Origin of the sequence: Nostoc sp. UIC 10607, assembly GCF_047228265.1 — a bacterium.
Taxonomy (GTDB): domain Bacteria; phylum Cyanobacteriota; class Cyanobacteriia; order Cyanobacteriales; family Nostocaceae; genus Nostoc; species Nostoc foliaceum_A.
In genome coordinates this window covers 123571-141945 of sequence record NZ_JBIQNW010000011.1, presented here as the reverse complement: position 1 = coordinate 141945, position 18375 = coordinate 123571, and the positions used below count along the sequence as shown (strand labels likewise).

At 40.3% G+C, this 18375-nt stretch carries 16 protein-coding genes; 7 read left to right on the top strand and 9 right to left on the bottom strand.

What is annotated here, in order from left to right; all coding sequences use genetic code 11:
* The first annotated feature begins 16 nt into the window (after window positions 1-16).
* From ACEYW6_RS13360 to ACEYW6_RS13350, 3 genes are all read left to right on the top strand, one after another.
* Window positions 17-811 (top strand): aspartyl/asparaginyl beta-hydroxylase domain-containing protein, encoded by a 795-nt coding sequence (locus ACEYW6_RS13360; protein WP_412980092.1) that lies wholly within the window; start codon window positions 17-19, stop codon window positions 809-811.
* A 345-nt stretch (window positions 812-1156) separates the two neighbouring features.
* Window positions 1157-2164, top strand: coding sequence for a zinc-binding dehydrogenase (locus ACEYW6_RS13355; RefSeq protein ID WP_412980060.1), 1008 nt, complete (start codon window positions 1157-1159; stop codon window positions 2162-2164).
* A gap of 38 nt (window positions 2165-2202) precedes the next feature.
* Window positions 2203-2601 carry a nuclear transport factor 2 family protein gene (locus ACEYW6_RS13350; protein ID WP_190890146.1) on the top strand — a complete coding sequence of 133 codons (399 nt, stop codon included), beginning with the start codon at window positions 2203-2205 and terminating at the stop codon, window positions 2599-2601.
* Window positions 2602-2644: 43 nt separating this feature from the next.
* Here ACEYW6_RS13350 and ACEYW6_RS13345 read toward each other — a convergent pair whose 3' ends face one another.
* The 6 genes from ACEYW6_RS13345 to ACEYW6_RS13320 form a co-directional block, all read right to left on the bottom strand.
* The gene (locus tag ACEYW6_RS13345) at window positions 2645-3121 is read right to left on the bottom strand and encodes a hypothetical protein (RefSeq protein ID WP_190890148.1); all 477 of its coding nucleotides are present in this window, start codon (window positions 3119-3121) and stop codon (window positions 2645-2647) included.
* 137 nt (window positions 3122-3258) lie between these two features.
* Entirely contained in the window at window positions 3259-5655 is a 2397-nt protein-coding gene (locus ACEYW6_RS13340; protein ID WP_412980059.1) for a response regulator, read from the bottom strand.
* Window positions 5656-6196: 541 nt separating this feature from the next.
* Window positions 6197-6778, bottom strand: coding sequence for a hormogonium polysaccharide biosynthesis acetyltransferase HpsU (gene hpsU / locus ACEYW6_RS13335; RefSeq protein WP_412980058.1), 582 nt, complete (start codon window positions 6776-6778; stop codon window positions 6197-6199).
* A gap of 10 nt (window positions 6779-6788) precedes the next feature.
* Window positions 6789-7745, bottom strand: coding sequence for a glycosyltransferase family 2 protein (locus ACEYW6_RS13330; RefSeq protein WP_412980057.1), 957 nt, complete (start codon window positions 7743-7745; stop codon window positions 6789-6791).
* Window positions 7746-7812: 67 nt separating this feature from the next.
* The gene (locus ACEYW6_RS13325; protein ID WP_412980056.1) at window positions 7813-8745 is read right to left on the bottom strand and encodes a glycosyltransferase; all 933 of its coding nucleotides are present in this window, start codon (window positions 8743-8745) and stop codon (window positions 7813-7815) included.
* A gap of 179 nt (window positions 8746-8924) precedes the next feature.
* Entirely contained in the window at window positions 8925-9734 is an 810-nt protein-coding gene (locus ACEYW6_RS13320) for a hypothetical protein (protein ID WP_412980055.1), read from the bottom strand.
* A 216-nt stretch (window positions 9735-9950) separates the two neighbouring features.
* Here ACEYW6_RS13320 and cobU point away from each other — a divergent pair, with 216 nt between their 5' ends.
* Both cobU and ACEYW6_RS13310 read left to right on the top strand, forming a co-directional pair.
* The gene (gene cobU / locus ACEYW6_RS13315) at window positions 9951-10523 is read left to right on the top strand and encodes a bifunctional adenosylcobinamide kinase/adenosylcobinamide-phosphate guanylyltransferase (protein ID WP_412980054.1); all 573 of its coding nucleotides are present in this window, start codon (window positions 9951-9953) and stop codon (window positions 10521-10523) included.
* A 49-nt stretch (window positions 10524-10572) separates the two neighbouring features.
* Window positions 10573-11022, top strand: a complete 450-nt coding sequence (locus ACEYW6_RS13310) for a hypothetical protein (RefSeq protein WP_412980053.1) — start codon at window positions 10573-10575, stop codon at window positions 11020-11022.
* A 280-nt stretch (window positions 11023-11302) separates the two neighbouring features.
* Here ACEYW6_RS13310 and ACEYW6_RS13305 read toward each other — a convergent pair whose 3' ends face one another.
* Together ACEYW6_RS13305 and ACEYW6_RS13300 are read right to left on the bottom strand one after the other, a co-directional pair.
* A complete protein-coding gene (locus tag ACEYW6_RS13305) occupies window positions 11303-12022 on the bottom strand; it encodes a DUF4079 domain-containing protein (RefSeq protein ID WP_412980052.1) in 720 nt (239 codons plus the stop codon).
* Between the two features lie 217 nt (window positions 12023-12239).
* Window positions 12240-13901 carry a glycosyltransferase family 39 protein gene (locus ACEYW6_RS13300; protein WP_412980051.1) on the bottom strand — a complete coding sequence of 554 codons (1662 nt, stop codon included), beginning with the start codon at window positions 13899-13901 and terminating at the stop codon, window positions 12240-12242.
* A 381-nt stretch (window positions 13902-14282) separates the two neighbouring features.
* Between ACEYW6_RS13300 and ACEYW6_RS13295 the strand changes: the two genes are divergently transcribed.
* Window positions 14283-14570 carry a pentapeptide repeat-containing protein gene (locus tag ACEYW6_RS13295; RefSeq protein WP_412980050.1) on the top strand — a complete coding sequence of 96 codons (288 nt, stop codon included), beginning with the start codon at window positions 14283-14285 and terminating at the stop codon, window positions 14568-14570.
* Between the two features lie 141 nt (window positions 14571-14711).
* Window positions 14712-17330, top strand: coding sequence for an EAL domain-containing protein (locus ACEYW6_RS13290; protein ID WP_412980049.1), 2619 nt, complete (start codon window positions 14712-14714; stop codon window positions 17328-17330).
* On the opposite strand, the gene ACEYW6_RS13285 is transcribed toward ACEYW6_RS13290, so the two are convergent.
* Window positions 17304-18134: a GNAT family N-acetyltransferase gene (locus tag ACEYW6_RS13285; RefSeq protein WP_412980048.1), complete on the bottom strand. Its 831-nt coding sequence runs from the start codon at window positions 18132-18134 to the stop codon at window positions 17304-17306. The two genes, ACEYW6_RS13290 and ACEYW6_RS13285, sit on opposite strands and share 27 nt — an antisense overlap.
* Window positions 18135-18375: the final 241 nt, after the last annotated feature.

Below are 18375 nucleotides of genomic sequence, written 5' to 3'. Positions count from 1 at the left end.
TTCAGGAGAAAAGACAATGGAAAGTTTTAATGAATATCATATAGACCCAAAAGAATTTACTTTTCTCAAAAGCTTTCAAGATAACTGGCAAGTGATTAGAGATGAGTTTACAAGTTTTATTAATAATGCATCTAATGAAGAGTTAAAACTTACTTACGAAATTCTGGGGCCTAAAAGTCAAACAATTAAAACCAAGGGAAATGCAAAATATAGTGCTTTTGGTATTTTATTTCAAGGTATGTTTATTGAACAATATATCCAAGCGTATCAAATACAATATCCTGATTATGGGCTAAATGATGCATCACAAAAAGCACTTGCATTAAGAGAGAAATATTTTCCGAATTTAGCTAAAGTAATAGAAACAGTGAACTCTCTTGATAATAAGATTATCAGAAACGTGTATTATGGTACGTTCCATCCCGGTTTGGATATCAAGCTGCATGTAAACTATAACCCTCACATGAATCGCGGCTATCTAGGATTAATCGTGCCAGAGGGAGATGTGGCTATGAAAATATGCCATGACCAACTTTATTGGCATGAAGGAAAATTCCTGGTTTTAGACCATAGCTATCCACACTGCCCGCATAATTATACTAATTATGATAGGACTGTTTTGGTTGTAGACTTTTTTAAACCGGATAAATCTAGAGAGGAAGTTATCCAATTCGAAAAAGAGCAAGTCACAAAACGTATGCAAGATAATCCTTATAGCTTAGGCGTTTTTGGGAAAAGCGATAAAGCTAAAGTAGAAGATTTTATCAAGTATGGTTTAGCCCATCAGTTAGAGTGGGATAAAGCTTTATAAGCTTAGGAATAAGAATTAAATAACATACAACAATTTATGCCCCTGACTTACCTCACCCTCAATCCCTCTGCTTGTACAGGAGAGGGAAGCTAGAGACAGAATGAAGTTTTGCATTTTATTTAATCCACGTTTTTTAGTGTAATGCACCTTCGATTGTTGATGGTGCGTTAGCTGAAAGCATAACGTACCCTAAATTTAAATTTTTCAATATAGCTTTAAATGTTTGCAACGCCTTACTTGTATATAGGAATCCTAAATCATTCCTGCGTGAAAAAAATCTGTTGCCTATTACCTATTGACTGCTTCCACGACTAATTTTACAACTCAAGTATAATTCCTGTACCAATGAATGTAAAAACTTACAAAAAGTTAATAGTAAACAAACTGAATCAAGATTTTAAATCTGCCGTTGAAATTGTCGAAATTCCTATTTCAAAACTTGCTGCTAATGAACTTTTAATTCAAAACAAATTTGCTGGAGTTAACGGTGGCTTTGATACTTTACTTTGTCGTGGTGATGTTCCCTATGTTAACTTAATTCCTCCCTTTGATTTGGGTGTGGAAGCTGTGGGAAAAGTTGTCGCTATTGGTGAAAATGTTAAAGATTTTCAAATAGGTGATGCTGTAGTAACTACCGTCCGTGGTGGCGGCTATCGAGAATATCAGGTTATCGATGCAAACTTAGCAGTGAAGGTGCGGGAAGCAACGTCAGAGTTGCTAACACTAATGCCTACAGGTGTATCAGCTTTAGTTGCATTGGAACAAGTGGGGGAGATGAAAAGTAATGAAGTGGTTTTAGTGACAGCAGCAGCAGGGGGAACTGGTCATATTGCAGTGCAATTGGCAAAGCTAGCTGGGAATCATGTTATTGGTACTTGTAGTTCTGAGGCGAAGGCAAAGTTACTAAGGGAATTAGGGTGCGATCGCATTATCAACTATCGCACAGAAAACCTCAATCAAGTCCTCAAGCAAGAATACCCCAATGGGGTTAATTTAATTTTCGACTGTGTAGGTAAACAAGTTTTTGATACCTGCGTTGAAAACTTGGCAGTGCGGGGACGGTTAATAGTAGTAGGTTTCATCTCCGAATACGCAGTTGATGTAGAGCAAATTACACAACCACGAATTTATCACCAGCTATTTTGGAAAGCTGCTTCTGTGAGAGGCTTTCTCATGCCTCATTATAAAGAACATATGGCAGAGGCACGCGATCGCCTTTTAAACCTGTTCTACACAGACAAACTCAAAGTTGCCGTTGACCCAACCCAGTTTCAAGGCATAGAATCAATACCCGACGCTGTAGAATATCTTCTCAGTGGTCATAATTGTGGCAAAGTAGTGGTGAGGTTTTAAGTAACACCGTATTAGTTTATATCCAGTGGGGGGTGAGAATGATACAAGATTCAGAAAATACTTTAAAAGTTGCTCGGCAAGCATTTGATAATCTTACGCATGGTATGGCAACAGGAGAGTGGGAAGCATTGTTAGATATGCTCACAGAAGATTTTACCCTTTGGTTTCCAATGGGTAAATTCCACGGCTTAAACGTGGGAAAAGAGCGAGCTAGAGAATTTTTTGAGTACGTTTTTGAATCCTTCAATCCTGGTTTGAACCTGACTGGTCTAGACCGTGTTACTAGCAATGAAACGACAGCTGTTTTTGAGTTTCGGGATGAGGGGCTTTTGTTCGGACAGCTTTACAAAAATCGGGTAGCAGTTTCCTTTGATGTGCGTGGAGACAAAATTTGTGGCTATAGGGAATACTTCGGCAGCGATGGTAAATCCTATTAAATAATTCGTAATTACAAATTACGAATTATTTAATACACTTTTGTTAGTTCCTTTCAGGGTTGAGTTCGTTGATTTCTCTGCATTTAGCCTCTGCGGCTTGATATGCTGCTAAATAGTCTTGACCACCCAACATAACATCACCATAATATTCATAAGGTGGATCACCATAGATTGGTAATGGATCATCTTCTGGATAATCTTCTTTCGATTCTTCAATAATGGCTTTCAGTTTTTTAACGGTCAGCCTTTGTGCTGCAAAATACCAGAGTTCTTGGGGATTTTTGTTTAGGTGCGGTAGTGTGGGATCGATAATACGGACATCGGAGGCGTCGCCTATCTCAATCCAACTGTGTTCAATCGGTCTGTATGGCTTCCCGCCAAAAGCTAAAAATCCCTGAATATATCTTGCTCCCTCAGTGGATAATGCTGCTTTGTAAGCATTATCAAACGGAGTGCTAGCTCTGCTGTTTATGCTTTCAGCAATTTTGATTGACAGCGTTTCATCCAATAGTTTGTTCATCAATAGCAAGGATTAGAGCAGCCATGAAAACATATTACCACTGCTGCTTACCATTTTGCTTGACCAAACAGGGCATTGGACAAACAGGGGATGGGGCAGAGGGAAAATAACTAATAACTAATGACTCATGACAAACTCTACTTTGTATTAATCACCATTTGTAAATTTCTTAACAAGTCGCTTGAGGTGTAGGGCTTAGACAAAAGGAGTTTGACATTATTACCAAGGATTCTAATCATTTCATGATTGGAGGCTAATCCACTAACACCAATAATTTTGATATCTGGATTAATTTTTTTCAACACATTGATAGTTGTTGGCCCATCCATAGATGGCATCATCATGTCAACCAAGACCACACTAATTTCTTGTTGATGTTTTGTATATAGTGCGATCGCCTCAATACCATCGCTAGCTAATAGAACTTTATAGGCATTTTTTTCTAACCAGGTTTGAGTAATCTCTCGAATTGAATCTTCATCATCAACAACTAGAATCAATTCTCCATGCCCTGCTGGTAATTCATGATCTCTACCTAATTTACTGTCTATCTCCATTGTCTGGGTGACGGGTAAGCAAATTTGAAACTCCGTGCCTTTGCCTACTTCAGTAACTACATTTACAAAGCCGCCGTGACTTTTGATAATGCCAAGCACTGTTGAAAGACCAAGCCCTGTGCCTTTACCTAGTTCCTTTGTTGTGAAAAATGGCTCAAAAATTCTATCTACTATTTCTCTTTTAATTCCTATACCTGTATCACAGATGCTAATCATCACGTAAGAACCCACCTTAGCATCAATATTCATCCGGGCATAGTCGCTATCAATCCAGAAATTCTTCGCAGAAATCTTTAGGATACCGCCATGAGGCATGGCATCACGAGCATTAATACAGATGTTCATCAGCACTTGATGCAGCTGAGTAGCATCGCCAAAGATATTCCATAGGTTTTGCTGAGGAACATCGATGCGAATTTCAATAGCTCTGGAAAATGTTTGCTTAACAATATTTTCAATTTCTGAAATTAAATACCGCACCTGTAAGGTTTTAAAGTTACCTACAGATCCGCGGGAAAACCACAGCACTTGTTTAACTAAATCTGCTGCACGTTTAACGTTTTTTTCCATAATTGTTAGCCATTGCTGACTTTTCTCATCTGGGAGTTTTGCCTCCAAAAGTTGCACTGTCATCATCATAGGTGTCAGTGCATTGTTGAGATCGTGGGCGATGCCACTTGCTAAGGTGCCAAGACTCTCCATCCGCTGGGCCCGGAGAAACTGCGCTTCGAGTTGTTTTTTCTCGGTGATGTCGGAGTTGACAATGAGGATGGATTTGGCTTGCCCTTCATCATCATTTACTAGTGTCCAGCGGCTAGCAATAATCATCTCTTTGCCTTGTTTTGTGACTTGATTTAACTCACCTTGCCACGAACCATGTTCAAATAGAGTTTTCTGAATGTTTTTCAGTTGGCAAAATTTTTGCTTTTGATATAAAAGCTGATTAGCATCCTTATCCAGTGCTTCTTCTGCCATCCAACCATAGAGATGTTCAGCCCCTTTATTCCAAAATTGAATTTTGTGAACCAAATCTTGAACGAGAATCGCATCTGTGGTGATATCGAGCAAAGCGGCTTGCTCACGGATTTTCTGTTCTGCGTTTTTGCGTTCGCGTAGCGCAGCTTGCTGTTCAGTAATATCAATTACAAAGCCCGCCATTCGAGCAACTTTGCCTGTAGAGTCTAAAAAGATATACCCGTTGTCTTCAACTGTGATGTAAGTGCCATCTTTGCGACATATAAGAAATTCAAGGTGGAATCGCTCTTTTGTGGATAAAACGCGGTTAATCTCTTCGTTAAAGAAGTTTCTATCATCAGGATGAATCAACTCTAGCCAACGGTTTAAACCTCCTAACATCTCAGGCATAGAGTAACCTAATATTCCCTCTACATTGCCACCATATTTGATCTCATTGGTATGCAGGTTCCAGTCGTAGATAATCTGACCACTCGCTTGAATTAGTGCTTGATAGCGATTGTTCCACTCGTCTAATGCAGCTGAATGACATCGAAGTTTTTCCTCTACCCGCTGGCGCTCCAAGATTTCCGCCTCTAAACGTTTATTTTGCTCTGTGAGTTTTTTTGTGAGGTTTCGTAAACGTAAATGGGTATTTACCCTAGCTAAAACCTCTTTCTGTTCTAGAGGTTTAGTGATGTAATCTACTGCCCCAAGATTCAAACCTTTGACTTTATCCACCTTGTCAGTCATGGCAGTTATGAATATTACAGGAATATCTTGAGTAACTGGATTTGTTTTCAAAAGTCTACAAGTTTCAAAACCGTCGATTTCTGGCATTAATACATCCAATAAAATCAGGTCAGGTGAGGCATATTCTGCCATATTAAGTGCCGTTATTCCATCTTCAGCTACTAAAACTTTAAAGCCGTAAAACTCTAAAAAATCGAATAATACTTCTAAGTTAATAGGAGCGTCATCAACTATTAAAATGACATTTTTTTCATTGTTGTTAAAATTCATACTTGCCTCTTATTAAATTTATTTTAAAAATTATCGAATTTGTTCGCCTTTAAAATCTTTGGCAAGTTGACGAATATGGATGGCAAACGGCACTTTATCACCTACTAGTTGGAATGGCAAATAATTTTTGCTAATTAGACTATCTTCTGGTTGATTTGGTATATCACATGTTCTGCTAAGTTTTTTAGATCCAAGCAAAAAGATTGAATTAAAAGTAAACTATTTTCTGGAAATACCTACGTCTATAAAGTAAAGCTTATAGGTAGGAAACATCAGCCCAGCTATGTGTGTAAAAAGTACATAGCCTCTGAGTTAGAGCACTACAAGTTGAAGGTTCGGTGTAGGCGTAAGTAATCCTACGCTACTTGCAATTTTAGCTTGATGATTCACCTATAGCGCTTCTCTTTTGGATGCAATACACGACGATACACGTATGAGCAATCCTGTGCCTCTACGAGTGGTCTGTATCCTATGCAATTGAGAAATATGTAGAAAAGGGCGCACAGCTAGTTGTGCGCCCCTACTATGTTTATCTATCAAATTACGGGGTTGTCGGGGGATCAAGTTTTATCCGAACTGTCTTGGGACGACAGGGGCTTCCCCAACAAACCTGCCCAGAAGGCATATTACTAAAAACACTACTACGAGCGCCAATCACAGCATTAGCCCCGATTTGCACCCCCGATCCAACAAAACAATCTGCTGCTACCCATGCACCATTCTCAATGGTGATACTCGCTGTTTTCAACCCAAAGGCAGGGTCTTGGATATCATGACTACCAGTACATAGGTAACTTTTTTGGGAAATTACGCAGTGTTCACCTATGTGGATCTGATCGAGGCTGTATAAAACTACGTTATCTCCAATCCAACTGTAATTCCCAATGGTAACTTTCCAAGGGTAGGTGAAGCGGGCGGTGGGTCGAATTAATACGCCTTTACCGATACGAGCGCCAAATAGTCGTAGCAAAGCACAACGTAAAATATTTAACGGTTGAGGAGTGAGGGGAAAGGCGATCGCTTGTACAAGCCACCATAACAAAATATACCAAGCTGGACGGCCGCGATCAAACCAAGATTGGTCATATTTGCGTAAATCTACAAAAGGTTGATCATTAATCATTAGTCATTAATTAGGAGTCAATGGTCAATAGCTTTACCTCTACTCCTCTGCTCCCCTGCTCCCCTGCTCCTTCCTTTGAGGTAGTTGCAGTATTTAAGTGACCACCACAGTTGCGTAATTCGTAGAGTTTAACGCCAATTTGATATTCATATTGACTCAGCAAGCGTGCATAGATATATCCGGCTTTGCCATCCAAAAAACCACGTTGAATAATATAAAATAAAACAAACCGTAAAATAGGTTTAAATGGCAGGTGTACCCACACTTTTTTCAAAAAGCGCTTGCGTTGAACTGCATCACCAAATAGATTAGCACCGATAGTACCGCTATCATCTTTACCTGTGAGAATATTAAAATAAACGCTGGCTTCCCAGTTTGAATAGCGGTTGTGCCGTTCTAACCAGTGATAAAGGTCGCGGAAGTCCTCGTGGAGCATATCATTTTTGAGATACCCAACTTTCCCCTGCAAAATCACGTGTTCGTGAACTTCGTTATCACCAGTATTGGGAATATCTTCTGTATGTAGGTTTTCGTAGCGACCTTTTTTATGCTGAAATAAACGTAGATTCCAATCGGGATATTTCCCACCATAACGAATCCATTTTCCTAAGAAAAATACGCGGCGGTTCAGATAATAACCTGTATATTCATCATTTTGAATTGCTTGGTCAATTTCTTCCCAAAGTTCGGGGGTGATGCGCTCATCGCAATCTACAATTAGCACCCATTCGTTACGGAAGGGTAGATTATCTAAAGACCAATTTTTCTTTTTAGGCCAGCGTCCATTGAAGTTGAATTGCACGACATTTACACCGTGACTTTTAGCAATTTCAATGCTGTTATCGGTACTTTGAGAATCTACTACAAATATTTCATCTGCTCTGGCGAGGCTAGCGAGGCAGGCTGGCAAATTTGCTTGTTCGTTTTTTGCGGGAATTAAGACAGAAACTGGTATTTTAGATGACATATATTTAGGAGTTAGGAGTTAGGAGTAAAGCATTCTGAATTCTGAATTCTGACTTCTCCATTCTTCTTTATTTCTTATTTGATGTGGATAGAAGACCCTGAATAGCAGCATTTAAGTAACCAATCTGACCATAAGCATATACAAGTTTGTCAAACCGTTCTGCTGGATCAGAAAAATATTGCAATGCCTTATACAAGCCGCGCACAAACCGTTCGCTACCTCGCTGCAATTGAGCGATTCCAGCTTTACCAGCGAGTTGTTCTCGATAGCATTCACTGATCCCCTGCCACCAACCTCGGTTTAAAAACCAGGAGCGTTGGAGGCGTTCTGGAGCAACATTATGAGCAACCAGCGCTTCGGGAAGATAAGCGACTTGCCAATTGCGCTGTAGGGCAAATTCGGTCATTTGCAGTTCTTCATTTGATAATAGATTTTTTCCCACCCGACCGAGGTGAGGATCAAAACCGCCAATTTCTTCTAGGAAACCACGGCGGATGGAGTAATTTAAGCCTCTGGGTGTTAAGCCAGGTTGCTCAATATAGATGATACTGTCACCCAAATCGTATGCACCTAGATTTGCAGCTAGCCCTGGAGATAGCCACCGTGGTTGCTGGATTCCCTGGGGCCAGATGAGAGTGACTTTGCCACCTGCGATCGCTAGTTTAGAGTTATTGTAATAGGCAAAATATAAAACTTGCAGCCAGCCCTTGCTCGCAACGGCATCGTCATCTAGATAAGCAAGAATATCACCACTAGCTACTTTTGCACCCGTGTTGCGGGCGACAGATAAGCCAATGGTGGGTTCAAAGACATACTTCAGGCGCGAATTGTGGGCCCTTTGTTCTACAACCTCACGGGTGCGATCGCTAGACCCATTATCAACTACCACAATTTCAAAGTCAGCAGCAAAATCCTGCGCTAAAAGACTATCAATTGCAGCCCCTAAATAGGTATCTCGATTGTGGGTACAGATAATGGCAGAGATTTGGGTGTCTGGCATAGATTTTATTTTGGATTTGAGATTTGGGACTTTCCTGCGGAACGCTGCGCGAACGGCTTGGCTCAGTCGAACGATTTTAGATAAAAATCTTAAATCCAACGCACACTTGCTGAGAGTTAATCTAAACCAAAAATTACCGACCCACCAACCGAGTTTCTTCGGAAATAATCTTTAAAACTTCACGTTTGTTGAATATGACTGTGTAAAACTACAAGTGTTTGGGCTAGTTGACTCAGACGGGTTTCCAAAGATTGCTTGCGCCCCAACAGTTGACGTAACTTTTGGTAACGAGCGATCGCCATACTAACATTGGGAACCTGATCTGCTGGACATGGGCGCGACCAGACTTTACCAGCATCGTCCACACCACAGAGGCGGTAGCCAGTAATAGATGATTGATAAGATACTTTCCCACCAGTGGCGCAAATTTCTTCTACGTAGTTCATCAGGCGATCAACTTCTGCATGGCGCAGTGTTGCGGTTCCTCCCGGTTCTGGCTCGGTGGGATTAGATTCTAACCAGCCATTGACAATTGGCCCTTCTAAGTAAATATCCTGAATTTGCTTCAAAATATTTTGCAATTCTATTTGCCAACCCGCGACAGTTTCCTGAATTTCTTGCAATAGATTCATCGCCAATGCTGGATTCGCTCCGTGACGATGGCTACTAAAGGTCGGAGTTTTCAGCTTGGGTAGGCTGGGTGTTTTGCCACCATTCTCTTCTGCTTGAAAGGTCTGCACAGAGTCATGGTGAGGAAAGAAATTTTGTTCAGAAGGATAATCACTCTCAGTATCTACGCCCAAGTCAACTGTTTGTCCTTCCTGAGAGGATGGAGTTTGTGTACTTTCTGTAGGTTCGTTGGCTCCGACGCTGATTCTGAAGGAAAAAGGTCGTTTTGTCGTCGCATCAACTGTTTCAGCGGCAGAGGCAGTGCCGCGATTCCCTAAATCGTGTAGAGTTGCTTCAATGCGTTTTAAGCCTGCGTTCATAAAGACATCCTAAAGTTTGCTGTCCCCAATGGTGTTGAATAATTGAAAATGGGGTTGTTGGGATTTTTGGCTTTTGCCAGTTAGGGCATCAATGATGCTGGTGCTAATTTTATCCCTTAAAAGTTATTTGAAACTAAAAATTTCACCGATGAAGTAAAAAACTGTGGTGATAAATTGCAACCGTAGGCATATTGTTAAAATATTCAGGTAACAACGTTGGGTAAAATCATCTTAGTAACAGGGCCAGCACGATCTGGTAAAAGTGAATGGGCGGAAACTCTGGCCATGCAGTCAGGAAAAGCAGTTGTTTACGTAGCAACAGCCACCGATAACCCAGATGACCAAGAATGGCATCAACGCATTTTAGAACACCAACAACGCCGTCCCCAAGACTGGGTGACTTTATCTGTACCTGTAGAACTGTCTGCTACCATCGCCGATGCCAAACCATATACCTGTCTTTTAGTCGATTCTTTAGGGACTTGGGTTGCTAATCTCTTAGAAGAAGACGAATCTACCTGGGAAAACATCCTTGCAGAGTTATTAGAGACGGTGGATCTGGTTGCTGCTGATATGCTGTTTGTAGCAGAAGAGGTGGGTTGGGGTGTGGTACCAGCTTATCCGCTTGGGAGGACATTCCGCGATCGCTTGGGTTCTTTAGTGCGCAAGCTAGGTGTACTCAGCAATACTGTTTATTTAGTTACTGGTGGTCATGTTCTCAATCTCAGCATCCTTGGTTACCCATTACCAAATAGAGGCAAAGGAGAAGTGAGAAGTCAAGATTCTTAATTAATTCAAATTACTCCAAAATCTAAGATTTAAAATCTAAAATTGTAATATGGCAAGCAAACAAGAAGTTAGAAGATACCTCGCCTACTGGTTTCAGTTGGGTAAGAAAGTGATTACGGGCAACGGTAAGGCAAGCTTTTTGCCCCAAGACGCTCGCGGACTCGCTAACGCTCCGCTATCGGTGCTAGATGGCGATCGCTATAGTGAAGAATTTGAACAGTGCTGGCAAAAAATTCTCTCACCGGAATCGGGTGATTGTTACCTAGAGGGTACACATGAAACCATTGCTGAACTGTTGACACCAGCATGGGATATGGTGGCTTGTGGCCGTTGCAGTATGCCAGTAGCCGCCCGAAACGTCGGGATGCCTGCGTTGTTATGCCCGTGCAATGATTTACCTAACTGGCCTAATACCGAATTACCAGGACCGCGAGAGCCAATTAAGACTCAAGACCAACTCAAAACAATTCGCGATCGGCTGTTAGATAATATTGCATAAACAAACAACCAAGTTGTAAATCTGATAAGTTTTCTCTAATTATTTGATTATTTGAATTTTTCCTGTAGTGGCTTTTAGTTCAATTACAGGATTTTTACCTATCTGTAATAGGGACGCACATCTGTATTCTCTCGTGTTTTGGCTTCCAGTTGATACCAATTCACGAACGAAAAACCTGATACGGAAGAAGCTTTCACATCCTCATCTTGCTACAGATAAATCTGGGGAACGCGTTGGCTCCCCTATAAGTTGGATATTTTTTTATTGAAAGTTTCTCAGTTCACTTTGGTACTTGAGGATTTGGCGTTGGACAAGTTTTATTAGCAAAATCACACTGATAAATATAGGCTTCTTGCCAACTCACGGGAATTTCTAATAAGTCTCGCGTTCCTGTCATACCTTGTCCAATAAATAGCAACAAAGCAATGCAGTTTAAAATCGTATGGACGATGCGCCATCGATTGGACTTATCTTGATAAATATCTTGAACAATTGCCAATGAAAAAATCATTAGCAGTGCTGCGGTAATACCAATATAATAATGTGACCAATACCACTCATTGGTGCGACGATATACTCCATCCTGACAGCCTAGTATTACTAAACCTGCACCAGTTAACGTAGCAAAAACTGCCCGCCATACTCGCTGTTTTGCCCGATAAAGTAAAACTAAAGAGGCGATAGTAGCAGCAAATATTAACAGAATAAAAGCAAACTGAAAAGGTGTTTTATTCCATAACTGATTTGTGATAATATTTTTGCCAATAGGGTAGCTTAATCCGATTAAACTTAATCCGACAACTGCACTTGTTAGTCTTTCACCTAACTGCTTATGTTCTCCACCCACCACTGGAGGAATTTTGCTCTTACTCCCGGCTAAAATTTGCAATCTGCGTTGGCGTGTTTGCCAAGCAAAATTAACCACTATACCGATGAGTGGGAAGACGAATATAACTGCGATCGCTGGATGTAAAAGACGTATAAAATCTGTTATTTCCATACAACACCTTTAAATGAATCATTAAATTCATGTCAAATGGCAATATAAAGCATTTTACTATCACTTAAATTAATTTCAGATGAGAATCTTTTGAATATTTATTTAATTGTGTTGTTGTTAACTTTTTAAAAAGCAAATATTTTAATAATTTATAAAAATTTATAACTTTTGTAAATAGTTTTTCTACCCATATACATGAAACATGTACATTGCCACACTAGAAACTTGCAGATAACTTATTATTAGGTGGAATATTACGTCGGCGTAATTTAGTAAATTTAGCCAATTTCCAAACTGAATAATATTTATCACTGTAAACAATATCTGTCTTTAATTTATACTTTTTTTCGATTTTTTCATGCCAAGTGTCTGAAGGATTTAATAAAAATACATCAGCAAAACCATCAGGTATTTTAGGAATTTTTTGGTTGTTTACCAACAGAAAACGCACTTTTGGTTCTAAAAGATAGCTGAGAGAAAAAACATTCCCATAATTATTGCCCAAAGCATCACTAATCAAAAGTGGGCGAGTTGTCTGATTGATGATTTGGGCAACTTGTGGATTGCCATAGCTCATACCCTTATTCCACCAAGTTTCTGCCTGGGAACTCACCCTAGAAGAAATTAGACCACAAATAATTACTAATGCCATGATTATGTGCCAAATGCTCCGGCGTGACAAGCTGCCATTATATAGTTGCGTAGCTAGTAGGTAAGCAACAGTCACTTGGATTCCTAAATAAGATGGGATGAAATATGCTTCAGTAGATGATTGTATACCTCCAGCACTTGAGAGTATTAGGGGTAGCGCTGGCACTACAATCAATGTGATGAGAAAAAACCAGACTTTATAATTAGTTGTTAGACAAAGAAAATAAATTGAATATCCTACCAAAATTAAAACAAATGGTGTAATTAAATAGTTAAAATAATTATCTAGGCTAAGGTCTATATCAAAAAAAATCCTGCTTAACTGCATCAGCAAAAATGGTAAGACAGGCGTTAAGTTTGACTGCGTTGTTGTCTTATCTGCTGAAATCAAAAATTGAAAAAAGTCACCCATTACAATTGTTATCCAAGGCATGAAGGCTAAAAAACCTACCAGTGATGCTAAAAGATAAGTTCTGACAGTTTCAGTCAACTGAAATTTGGCAGTGATCATCACATAAATTCCATGAGCAACTGCTACAAATGCACTCCAAAGAAATGTATAAAGACTGATGGCTAAAGTTACTGCATAAATGCTCCAAATAGCGAATAAATCTGGTCGTTGCCGTTCTTTCACAGGCTCATTTTTATCTTGTGATTCCAGCCGCATTGCTCGCAGCAGAGACGCACTGGATAGCAATATAGTGACTAACCAGAGAATATATTCTTGTGCTTCTTGGGCATAAACCAAGTGAATTGGAGAAATTGCCATGAGTGCGATCGCTACACCAGGAACCGATAACGGCACATTGAATAATTCTCGACATAGCCAGTAAACACAAGGGAAAACCAGCAAACTGATGCAGGCAGATAAACTTCTAATCGCCGTCACTGAATTACCAAAGATTTCCATCCACAATCTGGCTATTATGTAATAAAGCGGTGGATGATAAGGATCTTCTTCTGCCAAATTCATAATTGTGGCATTTAAGCTTTTTTGTTGGTTTGCCCCTTGAAACTGAGCAAAGCTTTCTTTGCCAATGACACGATTATTAAAAAGTTGCTGTTTTACTTCATTAATTGTGTAACCAGAAATTCGCAATGAGGTATAAGTTTCATCATGCCAGTAAACTTTGCCATCAAGGTTAAAAAACCGAAACAACATACCCATCGCTAATAAGAAAATAATTAAAAATCGCAACCAACTCGGAGCAAATTTGAGATGGCGCATAATTGGGGTTCCTAAAAATTGTTCTCAAATCATCTAATATAAGCGGACTGGATGAGGTGTCGCAGCTATGCTCGTCATAGACATCGCCAAGACTTCAAGCAAAGCCTATTTGTTAAACATCGCCAACCATACTTTAATTTGATTGGGAAGATTGGCAATCAACACCTCTCCTTTATTAACTACGAAAAGAAGTGGGCAAGGTTGTATCAAATCCCGCAAAACTGGACTTGGTTTTAAAACCAAGATATCAATGGAGTGTAAAATACACTAGGTGTAGCCGCATCTGTGGTAAGCCGACTCCACAGCTACCGTGCACTGGGCGATCGCCACTTGGTATTGTTAACTGATAAGAAGTCGAGGTATAGGAATCATATTTGATTTTTGAAAAAACTTTGTACAACTCAAAAAGCCTTCTTGTCTATTGCCTACCTATGGAGCTTGCGCTGCGCTTCTCTGCGAGACGCTTCTCTACGAGAGGCTTCTCTACGAGAGGCTTCTCTACGAGAGGCTTCTCTACGAGAGGCTTCTCTACGAGAGGCTTCGCCAACGCCAACGCCAACGCCAACGCCAACGCCAACGCCAACGCCAACGCCAACGCCAACGCGTACCACGCAAGTAAGTATGGCTACGCCACGGTACGCGAACAAAAATCAAAGCAGATTCCTATAGCAGTTTAAATAGCTGTATCAGCAGATTGAGAATACTCCCTTGGCAAGAAGATAAACACTTGCTTTTAAGCTATCGGAGGCTAAGATCGCACAGATGCGACAGCAAAATTTCTTGCGTTCGATTCCAAAAAGGTTATTAAGGGTGCCGCTCCGTGTAGGTCTTGTAGTACCTTTTGTCCTGCAAATCTCTATTGCTGTAGGTTTAACAGCATTCTTATCTTTAAAAAATGGTCAGAAAGCTGTTAATGATGTTGCTACTCAGCTGCGGAATGAAGTTATAACTCGGATTCATCAACATGTCACAGATTACATAGAGATTCCCCAACTTGTCACTCAGATTAATGCCAATTCTGTCCATTTTGGTGAGTTAAGTTTAAAAAATGCAAAAAGTTTAGAACACCATTTATGGCATCAAATGAAGTTGTTCAAGCCCTTAAAACCAATCGCTTTTGCAAGTACACAAGGAGATATTCATGCGGTTGATCGCCTTAACGATGGTTCACTAGTTATCCGAAAAAAAGATCAATCAACGGGTAACAATTACTATACTTACACCACTGATAATCAAGGTAATATTGTCAAGTTACTTGAAGTTAACCCAACTTTTGATCCTCGCACTCGCCCCTGGTACACAAATGCTGTAAAAGCAGGTAAAACTACTTGCACAGAAATTTATTCATATTTCTCTTCATCGGGGCTAGCGTTCAGTGCAACCCAACCTCTTTATGACCAGACAGGTACCTTGCTGGGAGTGACCAATGCAACGTTATCTCTCTCACAACTGAGTGAGTTTTTGCACAGTTTAAAGATTGGTCGCTCAGGAAAGACATTTATTGTCGAGCATTCTGGAGAGCTAGTAGCAACTTCAACCGCGGAGCAACCTTTTATCCTGAGTTATGAGGGAGGTAAAAAGATATCTAAACGGCTCAGAGCGATCGCTAGCAGCGATCGGATCACTCATCTGACAACACAGTATTTGCAGTCACAAGTTGGTAATTTTAGAAACATTTCTTCTAGTCAGCAGCTAGAATTTGAAATTGATCGCAAGCGGCAATTCGTACAGTTAATGCCTTTTACAGCCGATTGTGGGCTAAATTGGGTGATTATAGTGGTGGTTCCAGAAGCCGACTTTATGGAGCATATCGAAGCCAATACCCGAACCACTATTTTGCTGTGTTTAGGATCGTTGATATTGGCTACAGTCATAGGAGTGGTTACTTCTCATTGGATTACTCAACCAATTCTTTGTTTGAGCTTTGCCTCTAAAGAAATCGCTAATGGAAAGTTAAACCAAACCGTTACAGTAGAGGGTATCAACGAACTAAGAGTTCTTGCTCAGGCTCATAATCAAATGGCCACTCAATTACAAGATTCATTTACTGGACTCTTAGAAGCTAACAGGCAATTAGAAGCTGAAATTAACGAACGTAAGCAGGTAGAAGAACAGTTACGACATAATGCGTTTCACGATGCACTGACAGGTCTACCAAACCGAGCTTTCTTTATGGAGCGCTTAAAACACACACTCCAGCGAGCCAAGCGGCAGAAGAATTATTTATTTGCTGTACTATTTCTCGACCTGGATCGGTTTAAGGTAATCAATGACAGTCTCGGACACCTAAAAGGAGACCAATTTCTAATTGCTATTGCAAATAGATTAGTAATATGCATACGCTCCACGGATATAGCCGCACGGCTTGGGGGAGACGAATTTACAATCCTGCTTGACGAAATCCAGAATCTATCAGAAGCCATCAAAGTAGCTGAACGAATTCAACAAGAACTGACATTACCCGTTGAGCTTGATGGGCAAGAAGTATTTACAACGGCAAGTATTGGTATCGCCCTGAGTTCGACAGTAGATTATGACCAACCAGAAAACTTGCTAAGGGATGCTGATACGGCTATGTACCGAGCCAAGGCGCTGGGCAAAGCCCGCTATGAACTATTCAACCAAGAAATGTATACTAAAGCTCTGGTCAGATTGCAGTTAGAAAACGATCTACGGCGAGCGATCGAACGCCATGAGTTTCAGCTTTATTATCAACCGATTGTTTCCCTGACTAATGGCAGACTTTCAGGCTTTGAGGCTCTGCTGCGCTGGCAGCATCCAGAGCGGGGTTTGATTTCTCCAACAGATTTTATCCCCCTAGTAGAAGAAAGCGGAATGATTGTCGAGGTTGGCTACTGGACACTACATGAGGCGTGCCGGCAGATGCAAAGCTGGCAGGTGAGCCATCCGACAAACTCGTTAGAGAAAATCAGCGTCAATCTCTCAGTGAAGCAATTTTCTCAACGGGATTTAATTGAGCAGATTAAGGAAATTTTGCACTCGACTGGTCTTGATGCCGACAGTCTCATGTTAGAAATTACTGAAAGTGCAATTATGGAAAATGGCGATGAGGCAAATGATGAACTCTCAGAACTTCGGAAGATGGGCATTAAGTTATCAATTGATGATTTCGGTACAGGCTACTCTTCATTAAGCCGTCTCCATAGCTTTCCGATTAGTGTGTTGAAAATTGACCGTTCCTTTGTCAGCCCGATAGATTCTAATGGCAAGAATTTAGAAATTATTGAGACAATTATCACACTGGCGCACAAATTAGGTATGGATGTGACCGCCGAAGGAGTGGAGACAAAAGAGCAGCTAGCATTTCTGAGGAAGTTGAACTGTGAATATGGACAAGGATATTTTTTCTCGCGTCCGTTGGATAACGCGGCAGTAGTGGCATTAATCGTGGCAAATCCTCAGTGGTAAGGGTTTTTTGAGAGGATTTGGATAACGCCATCTGGCAAAGTCTGCAATATTAGATATAGTTAAAAAATCAATAGTTTTAAACTGTCGGTCAATAGCTGGAAGGCTGCATATTTTAGCTCCAATACTCAAGTATGCCTGCAAAATTTTAGGAATCTCAACATTACATGAATCTGGATAATTTTGAGGTAGTTCTAGGCAAAATTGTGAATTTGGATAAACCAAAACACTTGGATGCATCAAACGATTTTGCCGAAAATAATCATAGGCGCAAGTAGCTTGTAAAGGACATTGTGTTAGTAATGATGCACAGCCAAAGAAATATTGGTTTCTACTCCAGATGAGATAATTTGCTAGCCCTTCCCAGAGTAGTAAAAGTGCCTGAATGTTGCGGTATTCTTGAGCTATACATGTACGCCCAACTTCAACTGATACCTGAAGCACAGAATTGGGAATTGCATTAAGATTAAATATATCGGCAGCATCAAAGCCTAGTCTTTGAGAAGCCATTGTATAGGTTTGCATCCGATAAGTTCCAATCGTTTTACCCGTTTGTTTGGAGATCAAGATTAAATGATGGCAAACCGCATCAAACTTATCTATATCCATTTGGGTAAAGTTAGAAGCAGAAAATCCCAAGCCTAGTTCAATATTAAAAACTTCAAAGCGCAACCGGAAAATTGATTCTAATTCTTCTTCAGTTGTCGCCAGCCGTAGGATATATTTTTCAGTTTGAAGGACGGGAAAATCTTCAAGAGGGGCAGGAGGATTCAGTGGGTAATTGATGTTGCGTCCAGAAACTTCCATCTATCTTCCTACTTAGATTTGCGAAATTATTCTACTAGGATTTAGGCACTATACAAACAGGTCACATTATGTGTTAATGTGTCGAAGCGTGCTCCATACGGTTTTCGATAAAAGAACCTATAGAGAGCTTTGTTCCTCTCTTGGATTAGAGGTAGAGTGCTTTTATTATGGACATTAATTACCAAAAAATCTGGCAATAAGATACAAAATTTTCCTTTGATATACGCTATAAATACAAGTC

Bases quoted from the DNA above. Each gene is read 5' to 3' on its own strand.
- ACEYW6_RS13360 (WP_412980092.1), top strand. From the start codon at position 17: ATGGAAAGTTTTAATGAATATCATATAGACCCAAAAGAATTTACTTTT.
- ACEYW6_RS13355 (WP_412980060.1), top strand. From the start codon at position 1,157: ATGAATGTAAAAACTTACAAAAAGTTAATAGTAAACAAACTGAATCAA.
- ACEYW6_RS13350 (WP_190890146.1), top strand. From the start codon at position 2,203: ATGATACAAGATTCAGAAAATACTTTAAAAGTTGCTCGGCAAGCATTT.
- ACEYW6_RS13345 (WP_190890148.1), bottom strand. From the start codon at position 3,121: ATGAACAAACTATTGGATGAAACGCTGTCAATCAAAATTGCTGAAAGC.
- ACEYW6_RS13340 (WP_412980059.1), bottom strand. From the start codon at position 5,655: ATGAATTTTAACAACAATGAAAAAAATGTCATTTTAATAGTTGATGAC.
- hpsU (WP_412980058.1), bottom strand. From the start codon at position 6,778: ATGATTAATGATCAACCTTTTGTAGATTTACGCAAATATGACCAATCT.
- ACEYW6_RS13330 (WP_412980057.1), bottom strand. From the start codon at position 7,745: ATGTCATCTAAAATACCAGTTTCTGTCTTAATTCCCGCAAAAAACGAA.
- ACEYW6_RS13325 (WP_412980056.1), bottom strand. From the start codon at position 8,745: ATGCCAGACACCCAAATCTCTGCCATTATCTGTACCCACAATCGAGAT.
- ACEYW6_RS13320 (WP_412980055.1), bottom strand. From the start codon at position 9,734: ATGAACGCAGGCTTAAAACGCATTGAAGCAACTCTACACGATTTAGGG.
- ACEYW6_RS13310 (WP_412980053.1), top strand. From the start codon at position 10,573: ATGGCAAGCAAACAAGAAGTTAGAAGATACCTCGCCTACTGGTTTCAG.
- ACEYW6_RS13305 (WP_412980052.1), bottom strand. From the start codon at position 12,022: ATGGAAATAACAGATTTTATACGTCTTTTACATCCAGCGATCGCAGTT.
- ACEYW6_RS13300 (WP_412980051.1), bottom strand. From the start codon at position 13,901: ATGCGCCATCTCAAATTTGCTCCGAGTTGGTTGCGATTTTTAATTATT.
- ACEYW6_RS13285 (WP_412980048.1), bottom strand. From the start codon at position 18,134: ATGGAAGTTTCTGGACGCAACATCAATTACCCACTGAATCCTCCTGCC.